Source organism: Rhodococcus sp. NCIMB 12038 (assembly GCF_002165735.1).
GTDB lineage: Bacteria > Actinomycetota > Actinomycetes > Mycobacteriales > Mycobacteriaceae > Rhodococcus_F.
The window spans coordinates 161547-183629 of record NZ_NHML01000014.1; the positions used below are offsets into that span (position 1 = coordinate 161547).

Annotated in this window: 23 protein-coding genes and 2 riboswitches; of the genes, 9 read left to right on the forward strand and 14 right to left on the reverse strand. The window is 68.6% G+C overall.

Features of this window, described 5'->3' with window-relative positions; genetic code table 11:
• Positions 1-103 precede the first annotated feature (103 nt).
• From CA951_RS22390 to CA951_RS22405, 4 genes are all read right to left on the reverse strand, one after another.
• A complete protein-coding gene (locus CA951_RS22390) occupies positions 104-1228 on the reverse strand; it encodes a glutamate--cysteine ligase (protein ID WP_087558898.1) in 1125 nt (374 codons plus the stop codon).
• A gap of 75 nt (positions 1229-1303) precedes the next feature.
• Positions 1304-2005 carry a superoxide dismutase family protein gene (locus CA951_RS22395; RefSeq protein ID WP_087558899.1) on the reverse strand — a complete coding sequence of 234 codons (702 nt, stop codon included), beginning with the start codon at positions 2003-2005 and terminating at the stop codon, positions 1304-1306.
• A 73-nt stretch (positions 2006-2078) separates the two neighbouring features.
• Entirely contained in the window at positions 2079-2627 is a 549-nt protein-coding gene (locus CA951_RS22400; protein WP_087558900.1) for a LytR C-terminal domain-containing protein, read from the reverse strand.
• Positions 2628-2651: 24 nt separating this feature from the next.
• Complete coding sequence (locus CA951_RS22405) at positions 2652-2993, reverse strand: DUF3263 domain-containing protein (protein ID WP_087558901.1); 342 nt, start codon at positions 2991-2993, stop codon at positions 2652-2654.
• A 178-nt stretch (positions 2994-3171) separates the two neighbouring features.
• On the opposite strand from CA951_RS22405, the gene CA951_RS22410 reads away from it, so the two are divergent.
• From CA951_RS22410 to CA951_RS22420, 3 genes are read left to right on the forward strand one after another with little or no spacing between them, the layout of a single operon-like run.
• Positions 3172-3762, forward strand: a complete 591-nt coding sequence (locus tag CA951_RS22410; RefSeq protein ID WP_087558902.1) for a peptide deformylase — start codon at positions 3172-3174, stop codon at positions 3760-3762.
• Positions 3752-4717, forward strand: coding sequence for an N-acetyltransferase (locus tag CA951_RS22415; protein ID WP_087558903.1), 966 nt, complete (start codon positions 3752-3754; stop codon positions 4715-4717). The genes CA951_RS22410 and CA951_RS22415 overlap by 11 nt, the downstream gene beginning before the upstream one ends.
• A gap of 34 nt (positions 4718-4751) precedes the next feature.
• Complete coding sequence (locus CA951_RS22420) at positions 4752-5555, forward strand: exodeoxyribonuclease III (RefSeq protein ID WP_087558904.1); 804 nt, start codon at positions 4752-4754, stop codon at positions 5553-5555.
• A gap of 35 nt (positions 5556-5590) precedes the next feature.
• On the opposite strand, the gene CA951_RS22425 is transcribed toward CA951_RS22420, so the two are convergent.
• Both CA951_RS22425 and CA951_RS22430 read right to left on the reverse strand, forming a co-directional pair.
• A complete protein-coding gene (locus CA951_RS22425) occupies positions 5591-5974 on the reverse strand; it encodes a GNAT family N-acetyltransferase (protein WP_087558905.1) in 384 nt (127 codons plus the stop codon).
• Between the two features lie 105 nt (positions 5975-6079).
• Positions 6080-6463 carry a GNAT family N-acetyltransferase gene (locus tag CA951_RS22430; RefSeq protein WP_087558906.1) on the reverse strand — a complete coding sequence of 128 codons (384 nt, stop codon included), beginning with the start codon at positions 6461-6463 and terminating at the stop codon, positions 6080-6082.
• A 134-nt stretch (positions 6464-6597) separates the two neighbouring features.
• A riboswitch (TPP riboswitch) is annotated at positions 6598-6706 on the forward strand.
• On the opposite strand from CA951_RS22430, the gene thiC reads away from it, so the two are divergent.
• The gene (gene thiC, locus CA951_RS22435) at positions 6699-8342 is read left to right on the forward strand and encodes a phosphomethylpyrimidine synthase ThiC (RefSeq protein ID WP_087558907.1); all 1644 of its coding nucleotides are present in this window, start codon (positions 6699-6701) and stop codon (positions 8340-8342) included. Its footprint overlaps the riboswitch before it by 8 nt.
• Positions 8343-8352: 10 nt before the next feature.
• On the forward strand, positions 8353-9198 hold the full coding sequence (gene thiD / locus CA951_RS22440) for a bifunctional hydroxymethylpyrimidine kinase/phosphomethylpyrimidine kinase (protein WP_087558908.1): 846 nt from the start codon (positions 8353-8355) through the stop codon (positions 9196-9198).
• Positions 9199-9230: 32 nt separating this feature from the next.
• Here thiD and CA951_RS22445 read toward each other — a convergent pair whose 3' ends face one another.
• From CA951_RS22445 to thiO, 7 genes are all read right to left on the reverse strand, one after another.
• Positions 9231-10085, reverse strand: a complete 855-nt coding sequence (locus CA951_RS22445) for an adenylate/guanylate cyclase domain-containing protein (RefSeq protein WP_087558909.1) — start codon at positions 10083-10085, stop codon at positions 9231-9233.
• A gap of 52 nt (positions 10086-10137) precedes the next feature.
• Complete coding sequence (locus CA951_RS22450; protein ID WP_179220278.1) at positions 10138-11592, reverse strand: M20/M25/M40 family metallo-hydrolase; 1455 nt, start codon at positions 11590-11592, stop codon at positions 10138-10140.
• Between the two features lie 145 nt (positions 11593-11737).
• Positions 11738-12532 (reverse strand): ABC transporter permease, encoded by a 795-nt coding sequence (locus CA951_RS22455; RefSeq protein ID WP_087558911.1) that lies wholly within the window; start codon positions 12530-12532, stop codon positions 11738-11740.
• The gene (locus CA951_RS22460) at positions 12532-13473 is read right to left on the reverse strand and encodes an ABC transporter ATP-binding protein (RefSeq protein WP_005251715.1); all 942 of its coding nucleotides are present in this window, start codon (positions 13471-13473) and stop codon (positions 12532-12534) included. The genes CA951_RS22455 and CA951_RS22460 overlap by 1 nt, the downstream gene beginning before the upstream one ends.
• A gap of 113 nt (positions 13474-13586) precedes the next feature.
• Positions 13587-14354 carry a thiazole synthase gene (locus CA951_RS22465; RefSeq protein ID WP_179220279.1) on the reverse strand — a complete coding sequence of 256 codons (768 nt, stop codon included), beginning with the start codon at positions 14352-14354 and terminating at the stop codon, positions 13587-13589.
• Positions 14347-14571, reverse strand: a complete 225-nt coding sequence (gene thiS / locus CA951_RS22470) for a sulfur carrier protein ThiS (RefSeq protein WP_087558912.1) — start codon at positions 14569-14571, stop codon at positions 14347-14349. Before thiS ends, CA951_RS22465 begins: the two co-directional genes overlap by 8 nt.
• Positions 14572-14573: 2 nt before the next feature.
• Positions 14574-15641: a glycine oxidase ThiO gene (gene thiO, locus CA951_RS22475; protein ID WP_087558913.1), complete on the reverse strand. Its 1068-nt coding sequence runs from the start codon at positions 15639-15641 to the stop codon at positions 14574-14576.
• Positions 15638-15752, reverse strand: a riboswitch (TPP riboswitch). (Overlaps the previous gene by 4 nt.)
• 24 nt (positions 15753-15776) lie before the next feature.
• Between thiO and thiE the strand changes: the two genes are divergently transcribed.
• On the forward strand, positions 15777-16475 hold the full coding sequence (gene thiE / locus CA951_RS22480; RefSeq protein WP_072948505.1) for a thiamine phosphate synthase: 699 nt from the start codon (positions 15777-15779) through the stop codon (positions 16473-16475).
• On the opposite strand, the gene CA951_RS22485 is transcribed toward thiE, so the two are convergent.
• Complete coding sequence (locus CA951_RS22485) at positions 16476-17234, reverse strand: NUDIX hydrolase (protein ID WP_087558914.1); 759 nt, start codon at positions 17232-17234, stop codon at positions 16476-16478.
• A 123-nt stretch (positions 17235-17357) separates the two neighbouring features.
• On the opposite strand from CA951_RS22485, the gene CA951_RS22490 reads away from it, so the two are divergent.
• Genes CA951_RS22490 through CA951_RS22500 form a run of 3 tightly spaced genes read left to right on the forward strand, consistent with a single transcriptional unit; the run spans position 17358 to position 22080 of the window.
• Positions 17358-18740 carry a hypothetical protein gene (locus tag CA951_RS22490; protein WP_087558915.1) on the forward strand — a complete coding sequence of 461 codons (1383 nt, stop codon included), beginning with the start codon at positions 17358-17360 and terminating at the stop codon, positions 18738-18740.
• Positions 18737-19711, forward strand: coding sequence for a glutamate ABC transporter substrate-binding protein (locus tag CA951_RS22495; protein WP_087558916.1), 975 nt, complete (start codon positions 18737-18739; stop codon positions 19709-19711). The genes CA951_RS22490 and CA951_RS22495 overlap by 4 nt, the downstream gene beginning before the upstream one ends.
• A gap of 8 nt (positions 19712-19719) precedes the next feature.
• Positions 19720-22080, forward strand: coding sequence for a serine/threonine-protein kinase (locus CA951_RS22500; RefSeq protein WP_087558917.1), 2361 nt, complete (start codon positions 19720-19722; stop codon positions 22078-22080).
• Positions 22081-22083 lie beyond the last annotated feature (3 nt).

Here is a 22083-nt window from a genome sequence, read left to right on the forward strand (position 1 = left end):
GGGCCCACCCGGCCGTACAACGGCAACATCGTCGATCGACACCCGCCAAGTGTAAACAACACGTGAACGGCAAGTGGACGAGTGTCCTGCCCGAGACCGACTTTCAGGTCCCGAGCTCCTTCACCAGCGCATCGACCACGGCCACCAGGTCACCGCCGGTGGCCTCCGCGACCTGACGTTGCCGCTGGTAGGAGGCGCCGCGGCGGGGAATCTCGGCCACGGCGGCCAATTCGTCCGCGCAGCCGAGTCGCACGGCGGTCGGCGCCAGCTTCTCCAGCAGGTCGTTCAGGTCGTCGGTGACGAGCCGCTCGTTGCTGTCCTCGTCGAGAATGATCTCCGCGTCGAGTCCGTACCGCGCAGCCCGCCACTTGTTTTCCTTCACGTGCCACGGCTGCAGGTTCGGCAGATTCTCGCCCGCCTCGAAACGCCGGTCGAGGTCGACGATAAGACAGTGCACGAGCGCGACGAGGGCACCGAGTTCGGCGCGGGTGGAGATGCCGTCGAAGACGCGGACTTCGATGGTGCCCCACCGCGGTGCGGGCCGAATGTCCCAGTGCATCCCGCCGATCTTGGTGATCACCCCGGTCTTCATCTGGTCGCTGATGAAATCCTCGTACTGCGCCCAGTTCGCGAACTGGTACGGGAGCCCCGCGGTGGGGAGTTGCTGGAACATCAGGGCGCGATTACTCGCGTACCCCGTGTTCACTCCCGCCCACATCGGTGACGACGCGGACAGCGCGAGCAGATGCGGGTACCGCTGCAACAGCGCGTTGAGGATCGGGAACACCTTCTGCGGCGAAGACACCCCCACGTGGACGTGCACACCCCAGATCAGCATCTGACGGCCCCACCACTGGGTGCGCTCGATCAGCTCGTCGTAATCCGGTGTGCGCGTGACCAGTTGGGTCGACCACTGCGCGAACGGGTGCGTTCCGGCGCAGATGAGATCGACCCCGAGCGGGTTCGCCGCCCGCCGCAGCAGGTCGAGCGACTCGTCGAGGTCGCCCATTGCCTCCCCGACGGTGGAGTGGATGCCGGTGACGAGTTCGACGGTGTTGCGCAGCAACTCCTTGGTGATCCGCGGATCCTCCGGACCCGCGAGATTCTCGACCGCGTCGAACACCTCCGCGGCCGTGTTGGAGAGATCCCGCGTGACCCTGTCGACCAGCGCGATCTCCCACTCGACACCCAGCGTCGGCCGCGGCGAACCGGGAAAGGGAACTACCACGGTTTCGATCCAACCACAGGCCGCAGCCCGCGGCAGCGCGCCGACACCCCGGCTGCAGCCGGGGTGTCACGCAACTCAGCCGGCGCCGATGACACCGCAGGCCACGCGAGAGCCCGCGTCACCGGTGTTCAGGGTTTCCTGATCGGGAGCGGGTGCGTAACGGGTGGGGATGTTCGCGAAATTGTCGGGACCCGAGTGGATCATGACCGCGGTGCCGCTGTCGCCGTTCTTCAGGTCCTCGACCGTGAAGGCGTCGGTGCTGGTGACCAACTCGGCGGTGCCGTCCTCCAGCACCTGCAGCGACGTGAGGTCACCGCTCGCCGGGTGCCCCGAGTGGCCCGCGGCCTGGAAGTGCCCGCCCGCGGACAGGAAGTTTCCGGGCGCACCACCGGTCGGTGCCACGGAGTTCGTCTCACACTTTCCGACGGAGTGCACGTGGAAACCGTGGAATCCGGGCGTCTGGTCCTTCACGGACACGGTGACCTCGACGTGACTGCCCGACTGCTTGAACGTGGCGGTACCCACGCTCTCGCCCTCCGCGTTCTTCAGCGTCGCGGTGAGCGCGCCGCTCTCTGCGTTCTCGCCCGAACCGCTTTCGGCGTCGCCGGGAACGCCTGCCGCACTGGGATCGGCGGCGCCGGTCCAGACGGGAGGAGTGGTGCCGGGAACGTCGGTCGGCGCCTCGTTGTTACTGCAGGCGGTCAGCCCGAAAGCTGCAATGGCCACCACCGGGGTGACAATGCGCCAGGACATCCGACGGGTAGAACTCGAGGCCATCAAACCGCTCCTTTGAGGTGGCGAAGAAGTGCACCTGATCATAACCGCGGCGCCGACGCACCGACCGTCCGGTCTACTGCGCAGAGGTGACGATGACGACCACACCGGCCGACGAATTCGCGATGCCCGGGAACTTCGGCTCCGCCGACACCCCGAGTTGCGCCGCGATCTCGGTGGCCGCTTCCTTCTCCGCGGCGGAAGTGCCGTAGTACACGGTGGTTTCGGAGATGGTGCCGTCGCTGTAGTTGCCGGTTTCCGACACCGTCCACCCCGAGGACATCAGTTCGGTGGCGGTCTGGCTCGCGAGCCCCGTGACGTTGCTGTTGTTGAGCACCCGCACCGGCACCGACGCCACATCGGCAGCCTTCGTGGTGCTGGACGCACCGGACGTCGTGCTCGCCGCGGAAGCGGAGGTGCCTCCCCCCGCTCCGGCGGCCGTCGTCGGACGGGCGGCGGTGGTCGTGGCAGCCGCCGAAGTGGTGACGGTGGCTGCGGTTTCCTCCGAGTCCGAACCTCCGAGCGAGGCGAACCCGAGACCTGCGAAGAGAATCGCGAGGGCGATCAGCACCATCGCGAGAGCACGTAACGGCGGGCCGGACGATTCGGGTTTCGGAGTACTCACGATGTCGACCTTAGCGACCGGTTGCTACGTGACGTCGAACCCGAGGCGACGGGCCGCGCGGGCCTTCTGCCTGCTCGCGCGCAGCCGTCGCAGGCGCTTGACGAGCATCGGGTCGGCTGCGAGCGCCTCCGGCCGGTCCACCAGCGCGTTGAGCACCTGGTAGTACCGGGTGGCGGACATGTCGAACAGCTCTTTGATCGCTTCTTCCTTCGCGCCGGCGTACTTCCACCATTGGCGCTCGAAGGACAGGATGTCGTGCTCCCGACGCGAGAGACCGTCGTCGTTGCCGACGTCGTCGACCCCTACGGAAGTGTCGCCGTCGATGCGCTCGGACTGGTTCCGACTACGCGCTGTTGCGCCGTCCATCTCACTCCTCGACTACTAGCTCTCGCCCGACCTCAGCGAAACCACGTTCCCCCGGCTCCTCGATCGCGTGGCCGATCGAGCAACGAATTACACAGCTGTACTTCAGCGACTATTCAACCACGACGAACGCCGCGGGCAGTGCGAACGGCTCGGGCGCGCCGCACTATCCTTGACGACCATGGCCATCCTCCCCATCCGGATCGTGGGCGACCCGGTATTGCACGAACCGACCGAGACGGTGTCCCAGTCACCTGCGGAACTCGCAGACATCATCGCCGACATGTACGACACGATGGACGCCGCCAACGGCGTCGGGCTCGCCGCCAACCAGGTCGGCCTGCCGCTGCGGTTGTTCGTCTACGACTGCCCGGACGTCGACGAGACCGGAAAGCCGTTCCGCCGCCGGGGCTGCGTCGTCAACCCGGTCCTCGAGACGTCGGAACGCCCCGAGACCATGCCGGACCCGGACGACGACGTCGAGGGCTGCCTGTCGGTTCCCGGCGAGCAGTTCCCCACCGGCCGGGCCGAGTGGGCCAAGGTCACCGGCACCGACGCCGACGGCAACGCCGTCGAGATCGAGGGACGCGACTTCTTCGCGCGCATGCTGCAGCACGAGGTCGGTCACCTCGACGGGTTCCTCTACGTCGACATGCTCGTCGGCCGCAACGCACGCGCCGCGAAGAAAACCATCAAGCGCGCCGGCTGGGGAGTTCCCGGGCTCAGCTGGGTGCCGGGAACGGTCGAAGACCCGTTCGGACATGACGACTGACATTCCGCTCGGAAGCCGGGTGGTGCTGCGATACCAGCTGCCGCCCGGTTCCAGCCATCCGATGACCGACGTCATCGGAGTACTCGAGAGCGTCGAGCCGCTCGTGGTCGTCCGCGACGCGGCCGGCTCCGCGATCGAAGTGGAGCCGGAGCGGGTGGTCGCACTGAAGGCGGTCCCCGCACGCCCCGTGCGGGCGAGCGAGATCCGGTCCCTCGAACTGGCCTCCGCCGACGGCTGGCCGGGGATCGAGCACGTATGGATCGACGGCTGGCTCGCCCGGTACGGCCACGGCTTCACCGGACGCGCCAACTCGGCGGCGCCGCTCGGCGACCGCGGGTCGGTCGGGAGTCTGGACGACCCCTCCCCCGGCGGCACGCTCGACCGTCTGCGCGAGTGGTACGCCGAACGGGACCGCCCGCTGCGGTTGCTGATCCCCGACCGCCTGGGCGAGGTGCCGCTGGGCTGGAACGTCAGCGACGAAGTGGTCGTGATGGCCGCCGACGTCGACAACCTGGCGCTGCCCGAGGGTCCGCGGACCACGACGGTCACCGATCACCCCGATCCGGACTGGCTCGCCCTCTACCGCTACCGCGGGTCCGCGCTCCCCGACTTCGCGGTCGACGTGCTGAACTCGGTCCGCGGCGGGACGCTCGGCTTCGGCCGGATCGGCGCCGCCGACTCGACGCTCCTCGCCGTCGCCCGCGGATCCGTCACGACCGCGCCCGACGACCGTCGATGGGTCGGGCTCACCGCTGTCGAGGTGGCGCAGGACCACCGCCGCCGCGGAATCGGCAGCCTGATCTGCGGCGACATGATCAATTGGGGACGCGAGCACGGTGCGACCCACGCGTGTCTGCAGGTCGCCGTCGAGAACGAGGGCGCGCAGGCGATGTACCGGAACGTCGGCTTCGTGACGCACCACCGGTACCGCTACGCCACCGAACCCGGCGGCTGAAAATCTGTCGGCCAGTGCCGCTAGGGTGGCTGCCGTGCGCATCGCAACCTGGAACGTGAACTCTGTTCGTGCCCGTACCGACCGGATCCTGGACTGGCTCCAGCGGTCCGACGTCGACGTGCTGGCGATGCAGGAAACCAAGTGCAAGGACGAGCAGTTCCCGTACGAGCGGTTCCGCGAACTGGGGTACGAGGTCGCGCACGTGGGCCTCAGCCAGTGGAACGGTGTCGCGATCGCGTCCCGTGTCGGCCTCGACGACGTGCAGATCGGCTTCGAGGATCAGCCCGGGTTCCACAAGGACCCGGAGGTCGCGCCCGCGCAGGAAGCCCGCGCCATCGGCGCTACCTGCAACGGCGTCCGCATCTGGAGCCTGTACGTCCCCAACGGGCGTGAGCTCGCCGATCCGCACTACACGTACAAGCTGGACTGGCTGGCGAAGCTGCACACGGATGCGGTCGGATGGCTGGACCGGAATCCGGACGCGCAGATCGCGCTGGTCGGTGACTGGAACGTCGCGCCCACCGACGAGGACGTCTGGGATCCGGCACTGTTCGAGGGCAAGACCCACACGTCCGTCCCGGAGCGGGAGGCCTTCCAGGCGTTCGTCGAATCGGGATTCGCCGACGTCGTCCGGCCGCACACCCCCGGTCCGGGCGTCTACACCTACTGGGACTACACCCAGCTGCGGTTCCCGAAGAAGCAGGGCATGCGCATCGACTTCGTGCTCGGGTCGCCCGCCCTCGCCGGCCGTGTCGACAAGGCCGAGATCGACCGCAACGAACGCAAGGGCAAGGGCGCCAGCGATCACGCGCCCGTCATCGTCGACCTCGGCGACTGAGGCGCAGCAACCCGAGACGAACGGCGCCCCGGTTTCTAGTCGGCGACCAGAATGTCGAGATGCTCCGGGTTCAGCGCCACGTAGCGCCGGACGTACGTGCAGATGGGACGCACCTTCCAGCCCCGCCTGCGCGCTGAACCCAGCGCCTCTCCCACGAGAACCGCAGCGAGGCCGCGGCCACCGAGGTCTTCCACGATCACCGTGTGCATGAACGCGACCACCTCGCCGGGCTTGGCGGTGAACCCGGGAATGTCGTCCTCGTCGCGATAGCCGAGGATGCCGACCAGCTCGTCCCCCAGCCACAGGTCGAATCGTTCGTGGGCGGGGTTGTCGAGTACGCGAGCATCAGTGGTCGTGATGCCAGCATCAGTGGCCGTGATGCTCCCCGACGGCTCGGGAACGTTCGAAATGTGATCCATGCCACTCATGGAATCAGCCCATGGGCACCGTCGCGAGTGGAATCACCGGCCCCGGAACCGTTTCGTTGCCGACGAGTGGTCGTTTCGTGTCCCGACCGACCGCCGTCAGGCCTCCACCGGGACCACGAGGTCGCGGTACTCGGGATGCCCCGCGACGAAGCGCTGCACATAGGTGCACACGGGCCGGACCTTCCAGCCGTACCCGCGAGCGAGGTCGAGGGAGCGCCCCACCATGAGTGCGGCGAGTCCGCGGTGACCGAAGTCCTCGACGATCACCGTGTGCATGAACGAGACCACCGGAGCCTGTCGCCCCCGGCCCCTCTGGCCCGGCGGCCGGGCCACCACGCCCACTCCCGCACCCGCACCCGGCGGGGTGTCCGCGAGGGCGAAATACCCGAGGATGCCGACCAGGTCACCACTCAGTCGAAGTTCGAATCGGTTCTGATCGGCGTTGTCGATCACGTCCACAACCTGCGCATCTGTCAGCATGGCTATCTCCTGGGGGTATGTGTCGTAATCGAAATGTGATGTTCATCACCCTTTATACCGATGTACGGAAGCCCTGTCCAAGTTTCCCCCGAATGTTTCACTCACAGAGATCTCGGTTACAGTCTCCGGGACAACTACACATCCACGGGGGCTCGCACCAGCGGGCTGAGAGGACGGCTAGGGGCCGTCGACCGTCGAACCTGTCCGGGTAATGCCGGCGTAGGGAGCATCATCGATGAGCACAACCATATCTACAGCCACGTCCGTCACCACGGGACCGATCCAGGGCAGCACCAAGCAGTACCTGCAGTCGGGCGACGTCCGGGTGCCGGTCCGGCGCGTACATCTCACCAACGGTGAGCACCTCGACGTGTACGACACGTCGGGCCCGTACACCGACGCGGACGCCACGATCGACCTGGACGCGGGGCTTCCGCACCTGCGGGCGTCGTGGATCGCCGACCGGGTCGGCACCCAGCTCGACGCCGCCCGCGCCGGAACCGTCACCCCCGAGATGCGGTATTGCGCTGCACGCGAAGGTGTTTCACCCGAGACGGTGCGCGCCGAGGTCGCGGCGGGTCGTGCCGTGATCCCGGCCAACCGCTGCCACCCCGAACTCGAGCCGATGATCATCGGCAAGGCGTTCGCGGTCAAGATCAACGCGAACATCGGCAACAGCGCGGTGACGTCGTCGATCGCGGAGGAGGTCGAGAAGATGGTGTGGGCGACCAGGTGGGGCGCGGACACCATCATGGACCTGTCCACCGGCAAGAACATTCACGAGACCCGGGAATGGATCCTGCGCAATTCGCCGGTGCCCGTGGGAACCGTGCCGATCTATCAGGCACTGGAGAAGGTCGGCGGTGATCCGACGGCACTCACCTGGGAGATCTACCGCGACACCGTGATCGAGCAGTGCGAGCAGGGCGTCGACTACATGACGGTCCATGCCGGGGTGCTGCTCCGCTACATCCCGCTGACCGCGCGCCGGGTCACCGGCATCGTCTCCCGCGGCGGTTCGATCATGGCGGCGTGGTGTCTGGCCCATCACCGGGAATCGTTCCTGTACACCCACTTCGACGAACTCTGCGAGATCCTCCACCGCTACGACGTCACGTTCTCGCTCGGTGACGGTCTGCGCCCCGGGTCGATCGCGGACGCCAACGACGAGGCCCAGTTCGCCGAACTCCGCACCCTCGGTGAGCTTACGAAGATCGCGAAATCGCATGGCGTGCAGGTGATGATCGAAGGACCCGGACACGTGCCGATGCACAAGATCGTCGAGAACGTGCGTCTCGAGGAGGAGCTGTGCGAGGAGGCGCCGTTCTACACGCTCGGACCGCTCGCCACCGACATCGCACCGGCGTACGACCACATCACGTCCGCGATCGGGGCGGCGATGATCGCGCAGGCCGGCACCGCGATGCTCTGCTACGTCACCCCCAAGGAGCACCTGGGGCTGCCGAATCGGGACGACGTCAAGACCGGGGTCATCACGTACAAGATCGCGGCGCACGCCGCGGACCTCGCGAAGCAGCATCCGCGGGCGCAGGAACGGGACGACGCGCTGTCGAAGGCCCGGTTCGAGTTCCGCTGGCACGACCAGTTCGCGCTGTCCCTCGACCCGGACACGGCGCGGGAGTTCCACGACGAGACGCTGCCCGCGGAGCCGGCGAAGACGGCCCACTTCTGCTCGATGTGCGGCCCGAAGTTCTGCTCCATGCGGATCTCCGCCGACGTGCGGGAGTACGCACAGCAGCACGGGCTCGATTCGATCGAAGCCATCGAGGCGGGCATGGCCGAGAAGTCGAGCGAGTTCGTCGGTGCAGGTGGCCGCGTGTATCTGCCCGTCGAATCCGTCACCTCAGAGAATCGGTAAGGTCCCCTTCGTGAAGCTGCTGCCCCTGACCCCCGACGGCCAGACCCCCGTCCGCGTCCTCACCATCGCCGGCACCGATTCCGGCGGTGGCGCCGGGATCCAGGCGGACTCGCGGACGATGGCGCTGTGCGGCGTCCACGCATGTGTCGCGGTCGCCGCGGTGACGGTGCAGAACTCGGTGGGGGTCAGCGGTTTCCACGAGATTCCGCCGGAGACGGTGGCCGCGCAAGTGCGGTGCGTCGTCGACGACATCGGGGTCGGGGCAGCGAAGACGGGGATGCTCGCGTCGACGGCCATCATCGAGGCCGTCGCCGCCGTGTGCACCGAGGTCGGGATCGGCAGGGACCAGCCGGTCCCGCTGGTCGTCGACCCGGTGTGCGCGTCGATGCACGGCGATCCGCTCCTGCACGCGGAGGCGCTGGACGCCGTGCGGAACACGCTGATCCCGATCGCCACGGTGGTCACCCCGAACCTCGACGAGATCCGGTTGATCACCGGCATCGAGGTGGTCGACGACGCGACCGCGCGCCGGGCCGCGGAGGCGCTGCACGCGCTCGGCGCGCAGTGGTCGATCGTGAAGGGCGGGCATCTCCGGACGTCGGCGTCGAGCACCGATCTGCTGTTCGACGGCGACCGGTTCCTCGAGTTCAGCAGTCCCCGGATCGACACCGGCAACGACCACGGCGGCGGCGACACCCTCGCGGCGGCCATCGCGAGTGCGCTCGCCCACGGGTGGTCCGTGCCCGACGCGGTGGCGTTCGGCAAGGAATGGGTCACCAAGTGCCTGGAGGCGTCGTACGACCTGGGTGCCGGTCACGGCCCCGTCTCACCCTTGTGGCGCCTGCGGCACCCGTGAGTACTTGTTAACCGCCGGACGTTAACAAGTACTCACGGGCGGCGGAGCCGCAACCGCCAGATACCGAGGTCGGAGGGCACTCCGCTGGGGGCGGGGGCGAAGAAGGCACGCCGCCACGGCTTGACCCCGACCCCCAGTTCGTCGAGGGTGCCCGGCTGCAGGCTCGACAGCGTGGCGGACGACGCCATCACGTTGCCGTCGCCGCCCAGTTCCATCATCCGGGCGGCGACGGTCACGTCGACGCCGAGCCAGTCGCTGCCGATCTGCCGGGGCGAACCGGTGTGGATGCCGACGCGCATGCGGGGGCGGTAGCCGTCCACCTCGACGTCCGCGAGGGCTTCCTGCGCGGCGAAGACGGCGTCGATCGCGCGGTCCGGGCTGGGGAAGACGGCCATCACGCCGTCGCCCAGTCGTTTCACCACATGCCCGCCCCGGTCCACGATGGGCGTCTCAACGGCCCGGGCGACGTCGCGCAGCAGGGCGAGGGTGGCGCTGTCGCCGGCGGGCAGCGACCAACTGGAGAACCCCACGAGGTCGGTGAACACGATGGTCACCTCCCGCGTTCCCCGCCCGCGTCCGGTGCGCTCGAGCAGCGCCTGCCACACCTGCAGCGCGCCGAGGCTCATCTCGCGGGACGCGCCCGGCTGGTGGTCGAGGAAACGGTCGGCGACGCGGGCGATGGCCCGGGCGCTCCCTGGGCCGGCCGTCGACAGCGGGTCGCCGAACGCGGGATCGCCGGGGAGCGCGCGACGCACCTTCCGCAGCCCCTCGATCAGCTGCGGCTGCCGATTCACCGATCCCACCCAGCCCAGCACCTTGTCGCCCCGTTTCGGTGTCTGCGCAGCGCCCGGCTGGGCACTGCTCTCTTCGGCGGGGTCGTCGCTCACGGGAGTAAGAGTAACTCAGCGTCACATGCACAAACCCGTGACGAATCGGACTTCACTCGGTGGCCCGCGCCTTCTCCCGGTCCGCGCCGACGGGGACTCCGTTCGGACCCGTGAGCGACTCCGCGTACACCCCGACGGCATAGGCGACCGCGGCGGCATTCTTGGCGAGCGCGGCCCGGTCCACGTTCTCGAGGGTATCGGTCGCGCTGTGGTAGTTCTTGTCGTACACGACACCCGGGGTGCCGCCCCACTTCTGCGCCTGCTCGGGGGTCTTCGTCTCGTCGGCGCCGCTGAACACCCCGCCCGAGGGGATGCCGTGCTCGATGAACGGTCCGTAGTCGGATCGGCCGTCGAAGTCCGTGCCGTCCGCGGCGATGCCGTTGCCCTGGAGGAACTCGGTGAACGTCCGCTCGATGCCCGCGGAACCCTCGGGTCCGGGGCCCTCGCCGACGTTGTCGGAGTTGTCGCCGTCGTAGGCGAGGTAGCCGGCGTTCTCGGAACCGAGCATGTCGAAGTTCAGGTACAGAGCGATGTCGTTCCGCTGCTCATCGCTGAGACTGTCGACGTAGGCCTCCGACCCGAGCAGACCCAATTCCTCGGCGCCCCAGAACGCGAAGCGAACGGCGTTGTCGACGTCGGGCGAACCGCCGAGTTGCACGGCCGTTTCGAGGGTCGCGGCGACGCCGGTGCCGTTGTCGTTGATGCCGGGGCCGTCGGGGACGCTGTCCAGGTGGGCACCGACCATCACGACGTCGTCCGTCGAGCCGGTCTTCGTCTGGGCGATGACGTTGCGCGCGGTGCTCGACTCGGTGGTGGTGTCGAGCGTGAGCGTGACGTCGCCTCCCGCCTGTTCGAGCGCAGCGCCGTCCGCCTTGCTCACCCCGCCCGTGGGGACCTTGCCCACGTCCGGGTCGCCGAGGGTACCGCCGCTCATCGGTCCGTCCTCGTTGTTGACGACGATCACGCCTGCGGCGCCGCGCTCGGAGGCCACCTGCTGCTTGGCCGCGAACGGGCACACCCCGCGGTTCACGAGGACGATCGCCCCGGTCACGTCGAGGCCGTCGTAATCGGTGGCCTCGCATCCCGGACTGTCGTCCTTGCGAGCGGGCACCAGGCGGGCGGTGAGCCCCTGCGGACCGGTGGACGGCGAATACGACAGCGCCCGGACGTCGAAGTCACGATCGCCGGACCGCAGGGCCTCCGTGTGCACGTCGAACTTGTGGAACTCGAATTCCGGGGTCTGGACGTCGAAGCCCTTGTCTTCCAATGTCTGTGCGACGTAGTCGACGCTCGCGTCGTAGCCGGAGGTTCCGGCCGCGCGGTTGCCGTCGTTGCTCTCGGCGATCGTCTGCAGTTGCTCGAGGTGCCCCACCACACCACTCTCGGTGACCGAAGCCGCGAGAGCGCTCGCGTCGACCGGCGGCGAATCGGGTTCGCTCGTCGACGAGCACCCGGCCAGGACCATCGCACCGGCCACTCCGACTGTGAAAACTCCCCGTAGTCGCATGTCGGGAGCCTAACGCAGAAGCACCTGTGGGCCGGCGCGAATGGATTTCGCACCGGCCCACAGGCTCCCGCCCCACCGTCACCCTCAGCCAGGTCTCCCGACGATCACCTGGCGGAGGAGCAGGGCGAGATCACTGTATCGGGTGTCAGGCGTCGCGCTTGTTGACGACCACCAGTCCGGCCCCGAAGATCACGAAGACGAACACCGCGAAGTACACGAGGCTGCCCCACGGGCCCCAGTGGAAATCGGCTCCTTGCGACGCTCCCAGGAAGTTGTTGGCGTTGAGGAACGGCAGGAACGGCATGATCTTCTGGCCGAACGAGCCGAACAGGTTGAACAGGCTCTCGATCAGCAGCGGCCACAGCAGCAGCAGGGCGATCGCGCCCGCCGACTGACGCAGCAGGGTGCCGACTCCGACAGCGAGGACCACGCACAGGAACGCGTAGATCGGGACGCCGTAGATCGACCGCCACGCGTCCGCACCGGTCAGTGTGAGTGCCGCTCCCGCTTCGTCGCCGGCCGTCGCCTTCGCGATGGCGTACGCCCCGAACGTGAGGACGAACGTCAGCACGGCGCCGAACGCGCCGATCAGGCCGGCCTTCGCGATCAGGACGGACGCCCGATTCGGAATCGCCTGGAACGTGGTGCGGATGACGCCGAACCGGTATTCGCTGGTCACGGCGAGCGCGGCGAGGATCATCAGCACCAGCACGCCGAATCCGGACACACCGCCCACGGCGTCCGCCATCTGCGGCAGGAACGGATCGAAATCCGGTTGCCTACCGTCCGCGATCTGGTTGTTGAAGGAGTTGATACTGGCCTTCGCGCTGAGCCCGATGACTGCGGCGAGGCCGAGTCCCAGCACGATGATGATGACCGTGCACCACCACGGCGACCTCGTCGACGTGATCTTGATCCGTTCGGCATTGAGAACAGCCATTACAGTGCACCCCTCATCACATCTTCGACGCCCTCTGCGTGGTACTGCACGTCGTCTCCGGTCAACTTCATGAAGGCGTCCTCCAGCGATCCGCGCTGAGATGCCAACTCGTGCAGGACGATGCCCTGCGAACCGGCGATCCCGCCGACGACGTCCGTCGACGAATCCACCACGACGAGCGCCTGCTGCCCGTCGGATCCGTCCTCGCGCACCGTGAGTCCGTTGGACGTGAGCGCGCTGCGCAGCGCGTCCAGCTGTGGGCTCCGCACGCGCACCGTCGATTCCGAGGACTTGCTGACGAACTCGGACACGGTGGTGTCGGCGATCAGTCGGCCCCGGCCGATGACCACCAGATGTTCTGCGGTGAGCGCCATCTCGGACAGCAGGTGGCTCGACACCAGCACGGTGCGGCCCTCTGCCGCGAGGCGCTGCATGAACTTCCGGATCCAGACGATGCCCTCCGGGTCGAGCCCGTTCACCGGCTCGTCGAACAGCAGCACCTTCGGGTCGCCGAGCAGCGTGGCGGCCAGGCCCAGTCGCTGGGACATGCCGAGCGAGAACCCGCCTGCCTTCTTCCCCGCCACCTCGGTGAGCCCGACGAGGTGCAGCACCTCGTCGACGCGGCTCTTCGGCAGCGAGTTGGACGCCGCCATCCACTGCAGATGGGCTCGGGCCGAGCGGTTGGGGTGCACCCACTTCGCGTCGAGCAGGGCCCCCACCGTCCGCAACGGCTGCACCAGGTCGCTGTACGGTTTGCCGTCGATCAGCGCGCTGCCCGCCGTGGGGCGGTCCAGCCCGAGGATCATGCGCATCGTCGTCGATTTGCCTGCACCGTTCGGACCGAGGAAGCCGGTGACCATACCCGGCTTCACGTTGAACGTCAGGTTGTCCACCGCCTTCGTCGCACCGAAGGTCTTTGTCAGTCCCCTCACTTCAATCATGATGAGAAGGATGCCGGAACCTGCGGCCGGCGCGCATCGGCCGCAGGTCTACTCCCGACTCGTCCCCTGGTACCGGTCGGCCCCTGAACCGGACCCCGACGCGACCCCGAGATCTACGACGACGCCTGCGCCCAGAACCGCTTGGGGATGCGGCCCGCGTGCCGGGCCTCGTACCCCGCCACCACGGCCCCGCGCATCGCCGACGCCATGAGCGCCGGATCCTTCGCCCTGGTCACCGCGGTGGCCAGCAGGACGGCGTCGCAGCCGAGTTCCATCGCGAGGGTCGCGTCGCTGGCGGTCCCGATGCCGGCGTCGAGGATGACCGGTACCCCGGCACCGTCCACGATCATCTCGATGTTGTGCGGGTTCGCGATACCGAGCCCGGTGCCGATCGGCGAACCCAGCGGCATCACGGCCACACAGCCGACGTCCTCGAGCCTGCGGGCCAGGACCGGGTCGTCGGTGGTGTACGGCAGGACGACGAATCCGTCGTCGACCAGTTGCTCGGCGGCGCTGACCAACTCGATGGCGTCGGGCATGAGGGTGCGTTCGTCGGCGATGACCTCGAGCTTCACCCAGTCGGTTTCGAGTGCCTCCCGGGCGAGTTGCGCCGTCAGCACCGCCTCCGCCGCGCCGCGACAGCCCGCGGTGTTGGGCAGCGGCGCGATGTCGAGCCGGCGCAGCAGGTCCAGCACCCCGGTGCCACCGACGGCGTCGACGCGGCGCATCGCGACCGTGGTCAGCTCGGTGCCGGACGCGACGAGCGCCTCTTCGAGCACCGTCAGGTTGGCGGCGCCGCCGGTGCCCATGATCAACCGTGAACCGAACGTGCGGCCCGCGATCGTGAGGCCCTTCTGCACGCCGGGAGTCGTGTCAGCCACCCTGCACCGCCGTGAGGATCTCGATCTCCCAGCCCCGGACCACGAACTCGTCCCACCGGGCGCGGGGGAACACGGCGCCGTTCACGGCCACCGCGATGCCCTTGGTCGGCAGGTTCAGCGCCTCCAGCAGCCCGGTGACGGTCAACGGTTCCGTGAACTCGTGATCCTCGCCGTTGACGCTGATGCCGATCGGCACCACTACTTGCTGCTCACTCATCTCTACCTCGCTACTTTCTCGAAACGTTCGGGGTCGGCGGCTTTCGCCTCGACCAGTGCCGAGCCCTCCAACAATGCCACCGTCGCGTCGGCGGTCACCGGGGTGAGCAGAATGCCGTTGCGGCCGTGTCCTGTCGCCACCACGACCCGATCGGATACCCGGCCGATCAGCGGCAGGTTGTCCGGGGTCATCGGACGCAGACCCGCCGAGGTCTCACGCAGTTCGTACTCGCCGATGGCGGGCATCAGCGCCTCGGCATCCGCGATCAGGTCCCGCACACCGGCCACCGTGACCTGCGTGTCGTTGCCCGATTCGTACTGGGTGGCGCCGACGACGATGCCGTCCGCGCGCGGCACCAGGTAGGCGGGCCTGCCGTGGACGCTGCCGCGGATGGTCCGGCCCGGCGCCGGGGTCACCCCGGGGCGAGCCCGCAACCGCAGGATCTCGCCCTTCACCGGTCGCACCGGAAGTCCCGGCCACAGTGCCGGTGACGCGATGCCCGCGGTGACGACGATCTGGTCCGTGCCGAGGCCGTCGAGACTGCGCACGGCCTCATCGATCAGCTCCACCCCGGCGTCGACGGCGCACCGCTGCAACGCCTGCAGGAGCAGCCTGTTGTCGACGGCCAGTTCGTCGACGGCCAAGAGCCCCAACCGGACTCCGCGACCCAGCATCGGCTCGAGGGCGCGGACTTCGGCGCGATTCAGGATCTGCAGATCCCGGCCCTGCGCCCCCACCCACTCGGCGATGGTCCGGAGGTCTTCGGCGTCGGCGCCGTCCAGCGCGACGGTGAGCGAACTCTCCGACGTGAACAGGTCGACGCCGGCCCCGGCCTCCAGTTCCTTCCCGAATTCGGGCCACCGGTCGAGCGACGCGCTCCCCAGTTCGAGGACGCTCTCCTCACCGGGCCAGCCCTCGGACAACGGGGCGAGCATGCCGCCCGCCACCCAGGACGCTCCCGAACCGATCGACGGGTCGTACAGCTTCACCGACCAGCCGTTGCGGGCTGCTCGCCACGCAATCGACAGGCCGATCACTCCGCCTCCGACGACGGATACCGATCTCGCCATTGAACTCCACCTCACTTCCTGCGCCGGCATGATCCGGGTCAGGTATGACGGTCGGGCTCGGCGTGAGCCCCTCTCAGCCCCACGTTCCCCGGGACTCCCGTGTTGCACTTTCACCGTAGAGGCTACCGTCATGCCGTGACCACCTCGCATCACAGCAACCTCACGGACCGTCGGCGCCGCCTCGGAACAGCACGTTTGTACCTGTGCACCGATGCTCGGCGCGAGAAGGGCGACCTGGCGCAGTTCGCCGAGGCCGCGCTGTCCGGCGGCGTCGACATCATCCAGCTCCGCGACAAGGGCTCGGCCGGTGAGAAGAAGTTCGGCACGATGGACGCCAGGGACGAACTGGCGGCACTGTCGGTGCTCGCGGCCGCGGCCAGGCGGCACGGGGCACTGCTCGCCGTCAATGACCGGGCCGACATGGCGCTGGCCGCCGGTGCCGACGTCCTGCACCTCGGCCAGGGCGACCTGCCCGTCCCCTACGCGCGGACAGTCGTGGGTTCGGATGTCCTGATCGGCCGGTCCACGCACAGCCGCGCCCAGGCCAGCCTCGCGGCGATCGAGGACGGCGTCGACTACTTCTGCACCGGACCGGTGTGGGCGACCCCCACCAAGCCCGGACGGACCGCGTCGGGCATCGACCTGGTGCGCTCGACCGCCGACTCCGCTCCGAACCGCCCGTGGTTCGCGATCGGTGGCATCGACGAGTCCCGGGTTCCGGAGATCCTCGCCGCGGGCGCCGACCGGATCGTCGTCGTCCGGGCCATCACCGAGGCCCGCGACCCGCAGGCCGCGGCGCGCTCACTATCGGCCCTGCTGCAGCAGAACGCGTAGTTACGCCTGCTCGAGCCAGTCGCGCACCGTGGCGGGCGGCAGGATCACGACGGTGGCGGGCAACTGTTCGATCAGGTCGGGGTCGGTGGTGACGACCGCGGTCACCGTTCCCAGCGTGGTGCCGTGACCCGCCGGTTCGGCAAGGCGACCGACCGTGTCCAGTGCCTCGAGCACCTCGATGCGCGGCAGCCACCCGTAGGTGCCGCCGGGCAGGTGCACGGTGCGGGGCAGCGCCCTCGACAGTTGCGCCGGCGCGCCGCTCTCACCCAGCACGTCGTGCCGGTCGAGCAGCAGTCGCACCTCGGTGGTGCGTAGTTGCGGCCACCCCGCTTCGAATCCGGGGTGTAGTGGCAGCCCGGCGACGTCGGTTTCCCGCACCCAGCGCAGTTCGGTGCTCTCACCGTTCGCGACGGTGGGCAGTGGACGCTCGGCGTCGGCGATCACCGTGGTGTAACTCCAGCCGCTCGCGGCCTTCATGGTGACGACCTCCGTGCGGACGCGGATGGTCGCACTCTCGATGCCGGCTTCCTCGTGCGCCTCGCGCACCGCGGCGTGGGTCGTGGTCTCGTGGCTGTCCCGGGCACCGCCGGGCAGCGCCCACGTCCCGCCCTGGTGGCTCCAGGCCGCACGGTGCTGTAGCAGCACGGCCGGCGTCTCGTCCGGGAGCGGCGCACGCAGCAACAACCCGGCCGCACCGTGCTTGCCCCAATGACGACTGCCGTCCGGCCCGGTCGCCCAGCCGTCACCGTCACCACGCATCGACTACCCCTGTCCGACCTGATGGGTCTCCCTGCAGTTCCCTCACACTAACGGTTTCTGCCGGAAGTGCCCGATATCCCCGGTCACCGACTCCTGCTTATATGCTCCCCACAAGGTGCGGCCGTGACACGGGAGGGGTGCGACGTGGTTCTGCGTGAGGCGCCGTCGATCGAACCCCACGGCAGCCGCGCCCTGTCTGCCGCCGCGGACGACGACGTCGACCCCGCTGTGGCACGTCGTAAGGAACTGCGTGCGTTCCTGGCGTCGACACCCGCCAAGCTCACCGCCCTCGGCGCGCTCCTGGTGCTGCTCACCCTGACCGCCGGTCTCGTGGCCGCGTCGTCGGTGAACAGCAGGGAGGCCACCCTCGACAGCGTCCTCGCCGAGACCGAACCGCTGTCGTTCTCGGCGCAGAACCTCTACAGCGCCCTGTCGGTGGCGGACGCCGCGGCGACGACGGCGTTCATCTCCGGCGGTCTCGAACCCCCCGAACTCCGGGACACGTACGCGCAGGCGCTCGGCACGGCCTCCTCCGACCTCGTGTACGCATCCGGCGGGCTCGCCGCAGGCGACGTGGACAGCAGACGTCTGCTCGCCTCCATCTCCACCGACCTCAGCGTCTACTCCGGTCTCGTCGAGACCGCGCGGGCCAACAACCGCACCGGTCATCCTGTGGGCGCGGCCTACCTCAGCGAGGCGTCGACGCTGATGCAGACGAGCATGCTGCCGAAGGCCCAGGAGTTGCACGCCCGGCAGGAAGCGGACGTCGCGGACATCCAGCGGGACTACTCCCGTCCGCCCTGGACGGCGCTGATCCTGGTCCTCGTCGCACTCGTCGCGCTGCTCGTCGCACAGGTCGTCCTCGCGCGGCTCAGCAGGCGCACGTTCAATCTCGGGTTGATCCTGGCGTCGTCGTGCACCGCCATACTCCTGGTGTGGATGCTCGTCGCCGGGGTGGTCTCCTCGGTCGACACCAAGCGCGCGCTGACCCAGGGTGCCCGCCCGATGCACGAGTTGACCGCGGCGCGCATCCTGGCGCAGCAGGCCCGCACCGAGGAGACACTCAAACTGGTCCGCCGGGATTCGAACGGCGACTACGACGCCGCCTTCGAGGACAAGTCCGGTCAACTCGACACCCTGCTGTCGGGCTATCCGCACGACGGCGACCGCGCGGTCGGCCACGACGAGGTGGCACGGGCCGAGGAGGCCTGGAAAAGCTGGTCGTCGGCGCACGATCGCATGAACGAGATCCTCGCGAAGGGCGACTTCGTCTCGGCGGCAACGGTTGCGATCGGGCCGGGACCCTCGGATTCCGCGGCTCAGTTCGATGCCGTCGACGACGCGCTCACCGACGGCATCGGGACCGCCCGCGACCATCTGCGGTCGAACGTCGAATCCGCGGCCCGGGTGCTCACCGCGCTCGGCTCCGGCGCCGTCGTCCTCACACTCGTCGCGCTCTGCGGAATTATCATCGGGTTGTGGCCCCGGTTGAGGGAATACCAGTGAGGCGGCACCGGATCGCGCTGGTGCTGCTGGCGGCCACGTTGCTGATCGGCGGGTGCGCGGAGGCCGCCCCGGAGCACGTCGGATCCCCGAGCGTGTCCTACACCGAACCCCCGCTTCCCGCCGCCGCGGCACCGGCCCCCGAGACCAGCGCCGCCCCGCCTACTCCCGAGAAGGACTGCGGCGATCCCACCGCGAGCCTGCGCCCGTTCCCCGACACCGACACGCCGATGCCGACGGTCGACGCAATCCGCGCGCGGGGACGTCTCGTCGTCGGACTCGACACGGGCAGCAACCTGATGAGTTTCCGCGATCCCGCGACCGGCGCCATCGAGGGCTTCGACGTCGACATCGCCCGGGAGATCTCGCGGGACCTGTTCGGCGACCCGGACCGGCTCGACTACCGCATCCTCACGTCGGCGAATCGTGAGAAGGCACTGCAGGAGTCGATGGTCGACATCGTCGCGAAGACGATGACCATCACCTGCGACCGCAAGGAACGGGTGGCGTTCTCCTCCGAATACTTCGCGGCGCAGCAGCGGGTTCTGGTCGTGAAGGGCTCCCCGATCCGCAGCGCCGCCGACCTGGACGGCAAACGGGTCTGCGTCGTCCGCGGCACGACGTCGCTCACCCGGTTGCAGAAGGTCGCGCCCACCGCCGAGATCCTCACGGTCCCCATGTGGTCGGATTGCCTGGTGGTCCTGCAGCAGCGGCAGGTCGACGCGGTGACCACCGACGACACGATCCTCGCCGGCCTGGCGTCCCAGGACCCGTACCTCGAGATCGTCGGGGACAGCATGGGCGCCGAACCGTACGGAATCGGCATCACCAAGGCGAACGAAGACCTCGTCCGGTTCGTCAACCGCACACTCGAACGGATCCGCGGCGACGGAACCTGGACCAGAATGTACGACCGGTGGCTGTCGGTGCTGGGCCCGTCCCCCGCCCCGCCGTCCGCCGTGTACCAGGACTGAGGGGACGCATGCCGCAACATTCGAAGAACCCCGAGTCCACCGACCCGGACCTGGCCACCCAGGCCGCCGTCCGGGAAGAACTGGACCAGGCCACGCGAGCCGCAGTCCGGGAAGAACTGGACGAGGCCACGCAGGCAGCAGTTCGGGAAGAACTGGACGACGGGCCGGCCACCCAGGCTGCTTCGCCGACGTCCCGGCCGTCCGGTGCGTCCGGCACCGGTCGCTCGACGCGCTCACCGCGCACCCGATCCGGGCAGCGCCTGCGTCTCGGCGGCGGACTCGTCGAGGTGCCCGTCGTCAAGACACTCGACCCGGCGTCGGCGGTGATGACCGACCCGAAGGTCCCCGAGGCCAAGCGCTTCTGCTGGAAGTGCAACAAGCCGGTCGGCCGCGGCGGCCCCACGTCGGAGGTGTCCGAGTTCGGTCTGTGCCCCTCGTGCGGAGCGACTTTCGACTTCCGGCCACTCCTCGAGCCGAACGACCTCATCGGCGGCCAGTACGAGGTGCAGGGCTGCATCGCGCACGGCGGCCTCGGCTGGATCTACCTGGCCATCGACCGCAACGTCAGTGACCGGTGGGTGGTTCTCAAGGGGCTGTTGCACTTCGGCGACGCCGAGGCTCAGGCCGTGGCGGTGGCCGAACGTCAGTTCCTCGCGGAGGTGGCGCACCCGAGCATCGTGAAGATCTTCAACTTCGTGGAGCATCCCCGGGCGGACGGGACGCCGATGGGCTACATCGTCATGGAGTACGTGGGCGGTCATTCGCTACGCGACGTCCTGTCGACGCACACCCGGCCCGAGCGCATGCCCGTCGAGCAGGCCATCGCGTACGTGCTCGAAATCCTTCCCGCGCTGGCATATCTGCACTCCACCGGTCTGGTGTACAACGACCTCAAACCCGACAACGTAATGGTCACCGAGGACGCCCTGAAGTTGATCGACCTCGGCGCCGTCGCCGGCATCGAGGACTACGGGTACCTGTACGGCACGCCCGGCTATCAGGCGCCGGAGATCGTCAGGACCGGCCCGACCGTGGCCTCCGACATCTACACGGTGGGGCGCACACTCGCGGTGCTGACGCTCGACATGCCGTCCGAGAAGGGCCGGTACCTCGACGGGATCCCGTCCCCCGAACAGGCGCCGGTGCTCGCGGAATACGAGTTCTTCCACCGGCTCCTGCTGCGCGCCACCGACCCCGATCCGCGCAGGCGCTTCGCGTCCGCCGAGGAGATGTCCGGTCAGCTCACCGCAGTCCTCCGCGAGGTGCTCGCGCAGCAGACCGGCGAGGAGCATCCCGGACTGTCGACGGTGTTCAGCAAGCAGCGAACGACTTTCGGCACGGACGATGCGGTCGAGCAGACGGACGTGTACGTCGACGGCGTCGAACGGGACAGGAATCTCGACCCGCTGTCGGTGGCGCAGGCGCTGGCGGTGCCGCTGATCGACCCGGCCGATCCCAACGCCCAACTCCTGGCCGCCGCGGTGCACAGCGAACCGCAGCAGACCCTGGACTCCATTCGGCACGCCCGCGAGAACGGGATCGAGCGGGTCGTCGACGACCTGGACGTGTCGTTCTCCCGGGAACTGACCCTCGCCGAGATCAAGGCTCACCTCGACCTCGGGGACGCCGCCACCGCCACCGCACTCCTCGGCGACGTAGAGGCAGAGATGGGCGGGAACTGGCGCGTCGACTGGTACGCCGGACTCGCGACGCTGATCGACGGCGAGCACGAGACGGCGTTCTCCCGGTTCGAGTCCGTGCTGCAGGCGATGCCCGGTGAGACGGCTCCCAAACTCGCGCTGGCGGCCACCGCCGAACTGATTCTGCAGCACTGCGAAAGCTCCGATTCCCACCGGTGGCGGACGTTCGCCGAGACGTACTATCGGACGGTGTGGCGCACCGACCACAGCCTCGTGAGTGCCGCATTCGGGCTGGCCCGCCAACTCACCGAACGCGGAGATCTGCCCGGCGCCATCGCCGCCCTCGATCAGGTTCCCCCGACGTCCCGGCACTTCACCATGGCCCGGATGACGAGTGTGCTGATGCTGCTGTCCGGACGGCCGATCGAGGAGATCGACGAGCTGGCGCTGCGGGAGGCGGCGCTCCGCGTCACCGCGCTCGCACCCGAGGAGAGCCGGGCACTGCAGATGCGCACGCTCGTACTGGGCACGGCACTGGACTGGATGCGTGCCGGTCACACGTCGGAGACGGAACTCGAGCAGATCCTGGGTGTGCCGTTCACCGAACGGGGCCTGCGCAAGGGCGCCGAGGCCGGTCTGCGGGCGCTGGCCCGCAACGCCCCCGAGCGCACTCACCGGTACACGCTGGTGGATCTCGCCAACGCCATCAGGCCCAGGAGTCTGCTGTAACGC

Excerpts from the sequence above, each read along its gene's own strand:
- CA951_RS22500 (WP_087558917.1), top strand. The coding sequence starts at position 19,720 with ATGCCGCAACATTCGAAGAACCCCGAGTCCACCGACCCGGACCTGGCC.
- CA951_RS22485 (WP_087558914.1), bottom strand. The coding sequence starts at position 17,234 with ATGCGTGGTGACGGTGACGGCTGGGCGACCGGGCCGGACGGCAGTCGT.
- CA951_RS22455 (WP_087558911.1), bottom strand. The coding sequence starts at position 12,532 with ATGGCTGTTCTCAATGCCGAACGGATCAAGATCACGTCGACGAGGTCG.
- CA951_RS22415 (WP_087558903.1), top strand. The coding sequence starts at position 3,752 with ATGACGACTGACATTCCGCTCGGAAGCCGGGTGGTGCTGCGATACCAG.
- thiO (WP_087558913.1), bottom strand. The coding sequence starts at position 15,641 with ATGGCGAGATCGGTATCCGTCGTCGGAGGCGGAGTGATCGGCCTGTCG.
- CA951_RS22425 (WP_087558905.1), bottom strand. The coding sequence starts at position 5,974 with ATGGATCACATTTCGAACGTTCCCGAGCCGTCGGGGAGCATCACGGCC.
- thiS (WP_087558912.1), bottom strand. The coding sequence starts at position 14,571 with ATGAGTGAGCAGCAAGTAGTGGTGCCGATCGGCATCAGCGTCAACGGC.
- CA951_RS22460 (WP_005251715.1), bottom strand. The coding sequence starts at position 13,473 with ATGATTGAAGTGAGGGGACTGACAAAGACCTTCGGTGCGACGAAGGCG.
- CA951_RS22410 (WP_087558902.1), top strand. The coding sequence starts at position 3,172 with ATGGCCATCCTCCCCATCCGGATCGTGGGCGACCCGGTATTGCACGAA.
- CA951_RS22430 (WP_087558906.1), bottom strand. The coding sequence starts at position 6,463 with ATGCTGACAGATGCGCAGGTTGTGGACGTGATCGACAACGCCGATCAG.
- CA951_RS22450 (WP_179220278.1), bottom strand. The coding sequence starts at position 11,592 with ATGCGACTACGGGGAGTTTTCACAGTCGGAGTGGCCGGTGCGATGGTC.
- thiC (WP_087558907.1), top strand. The coding sequence starts at position 6,699 with ATGAGCACAACCATATCTACAGCCACGTCCGTCACCACGGGACCGATC.
- CA951_RS22405 (WP_087558901.1), bottom strand. The coding sequence starts at position 2,993 with ATGGACGGCGCAACAGCGCGTAGTCGGAACCAGTCCGAGCGCATCGAC.
- CA951_RS22395 (WP_087558899.1), bottom strand. The coding sequence starts at position 2,005 with ATGGCCTCGAGTTCTACCCGTCGGATGTCCTGGCGCATTGTCACCCCG.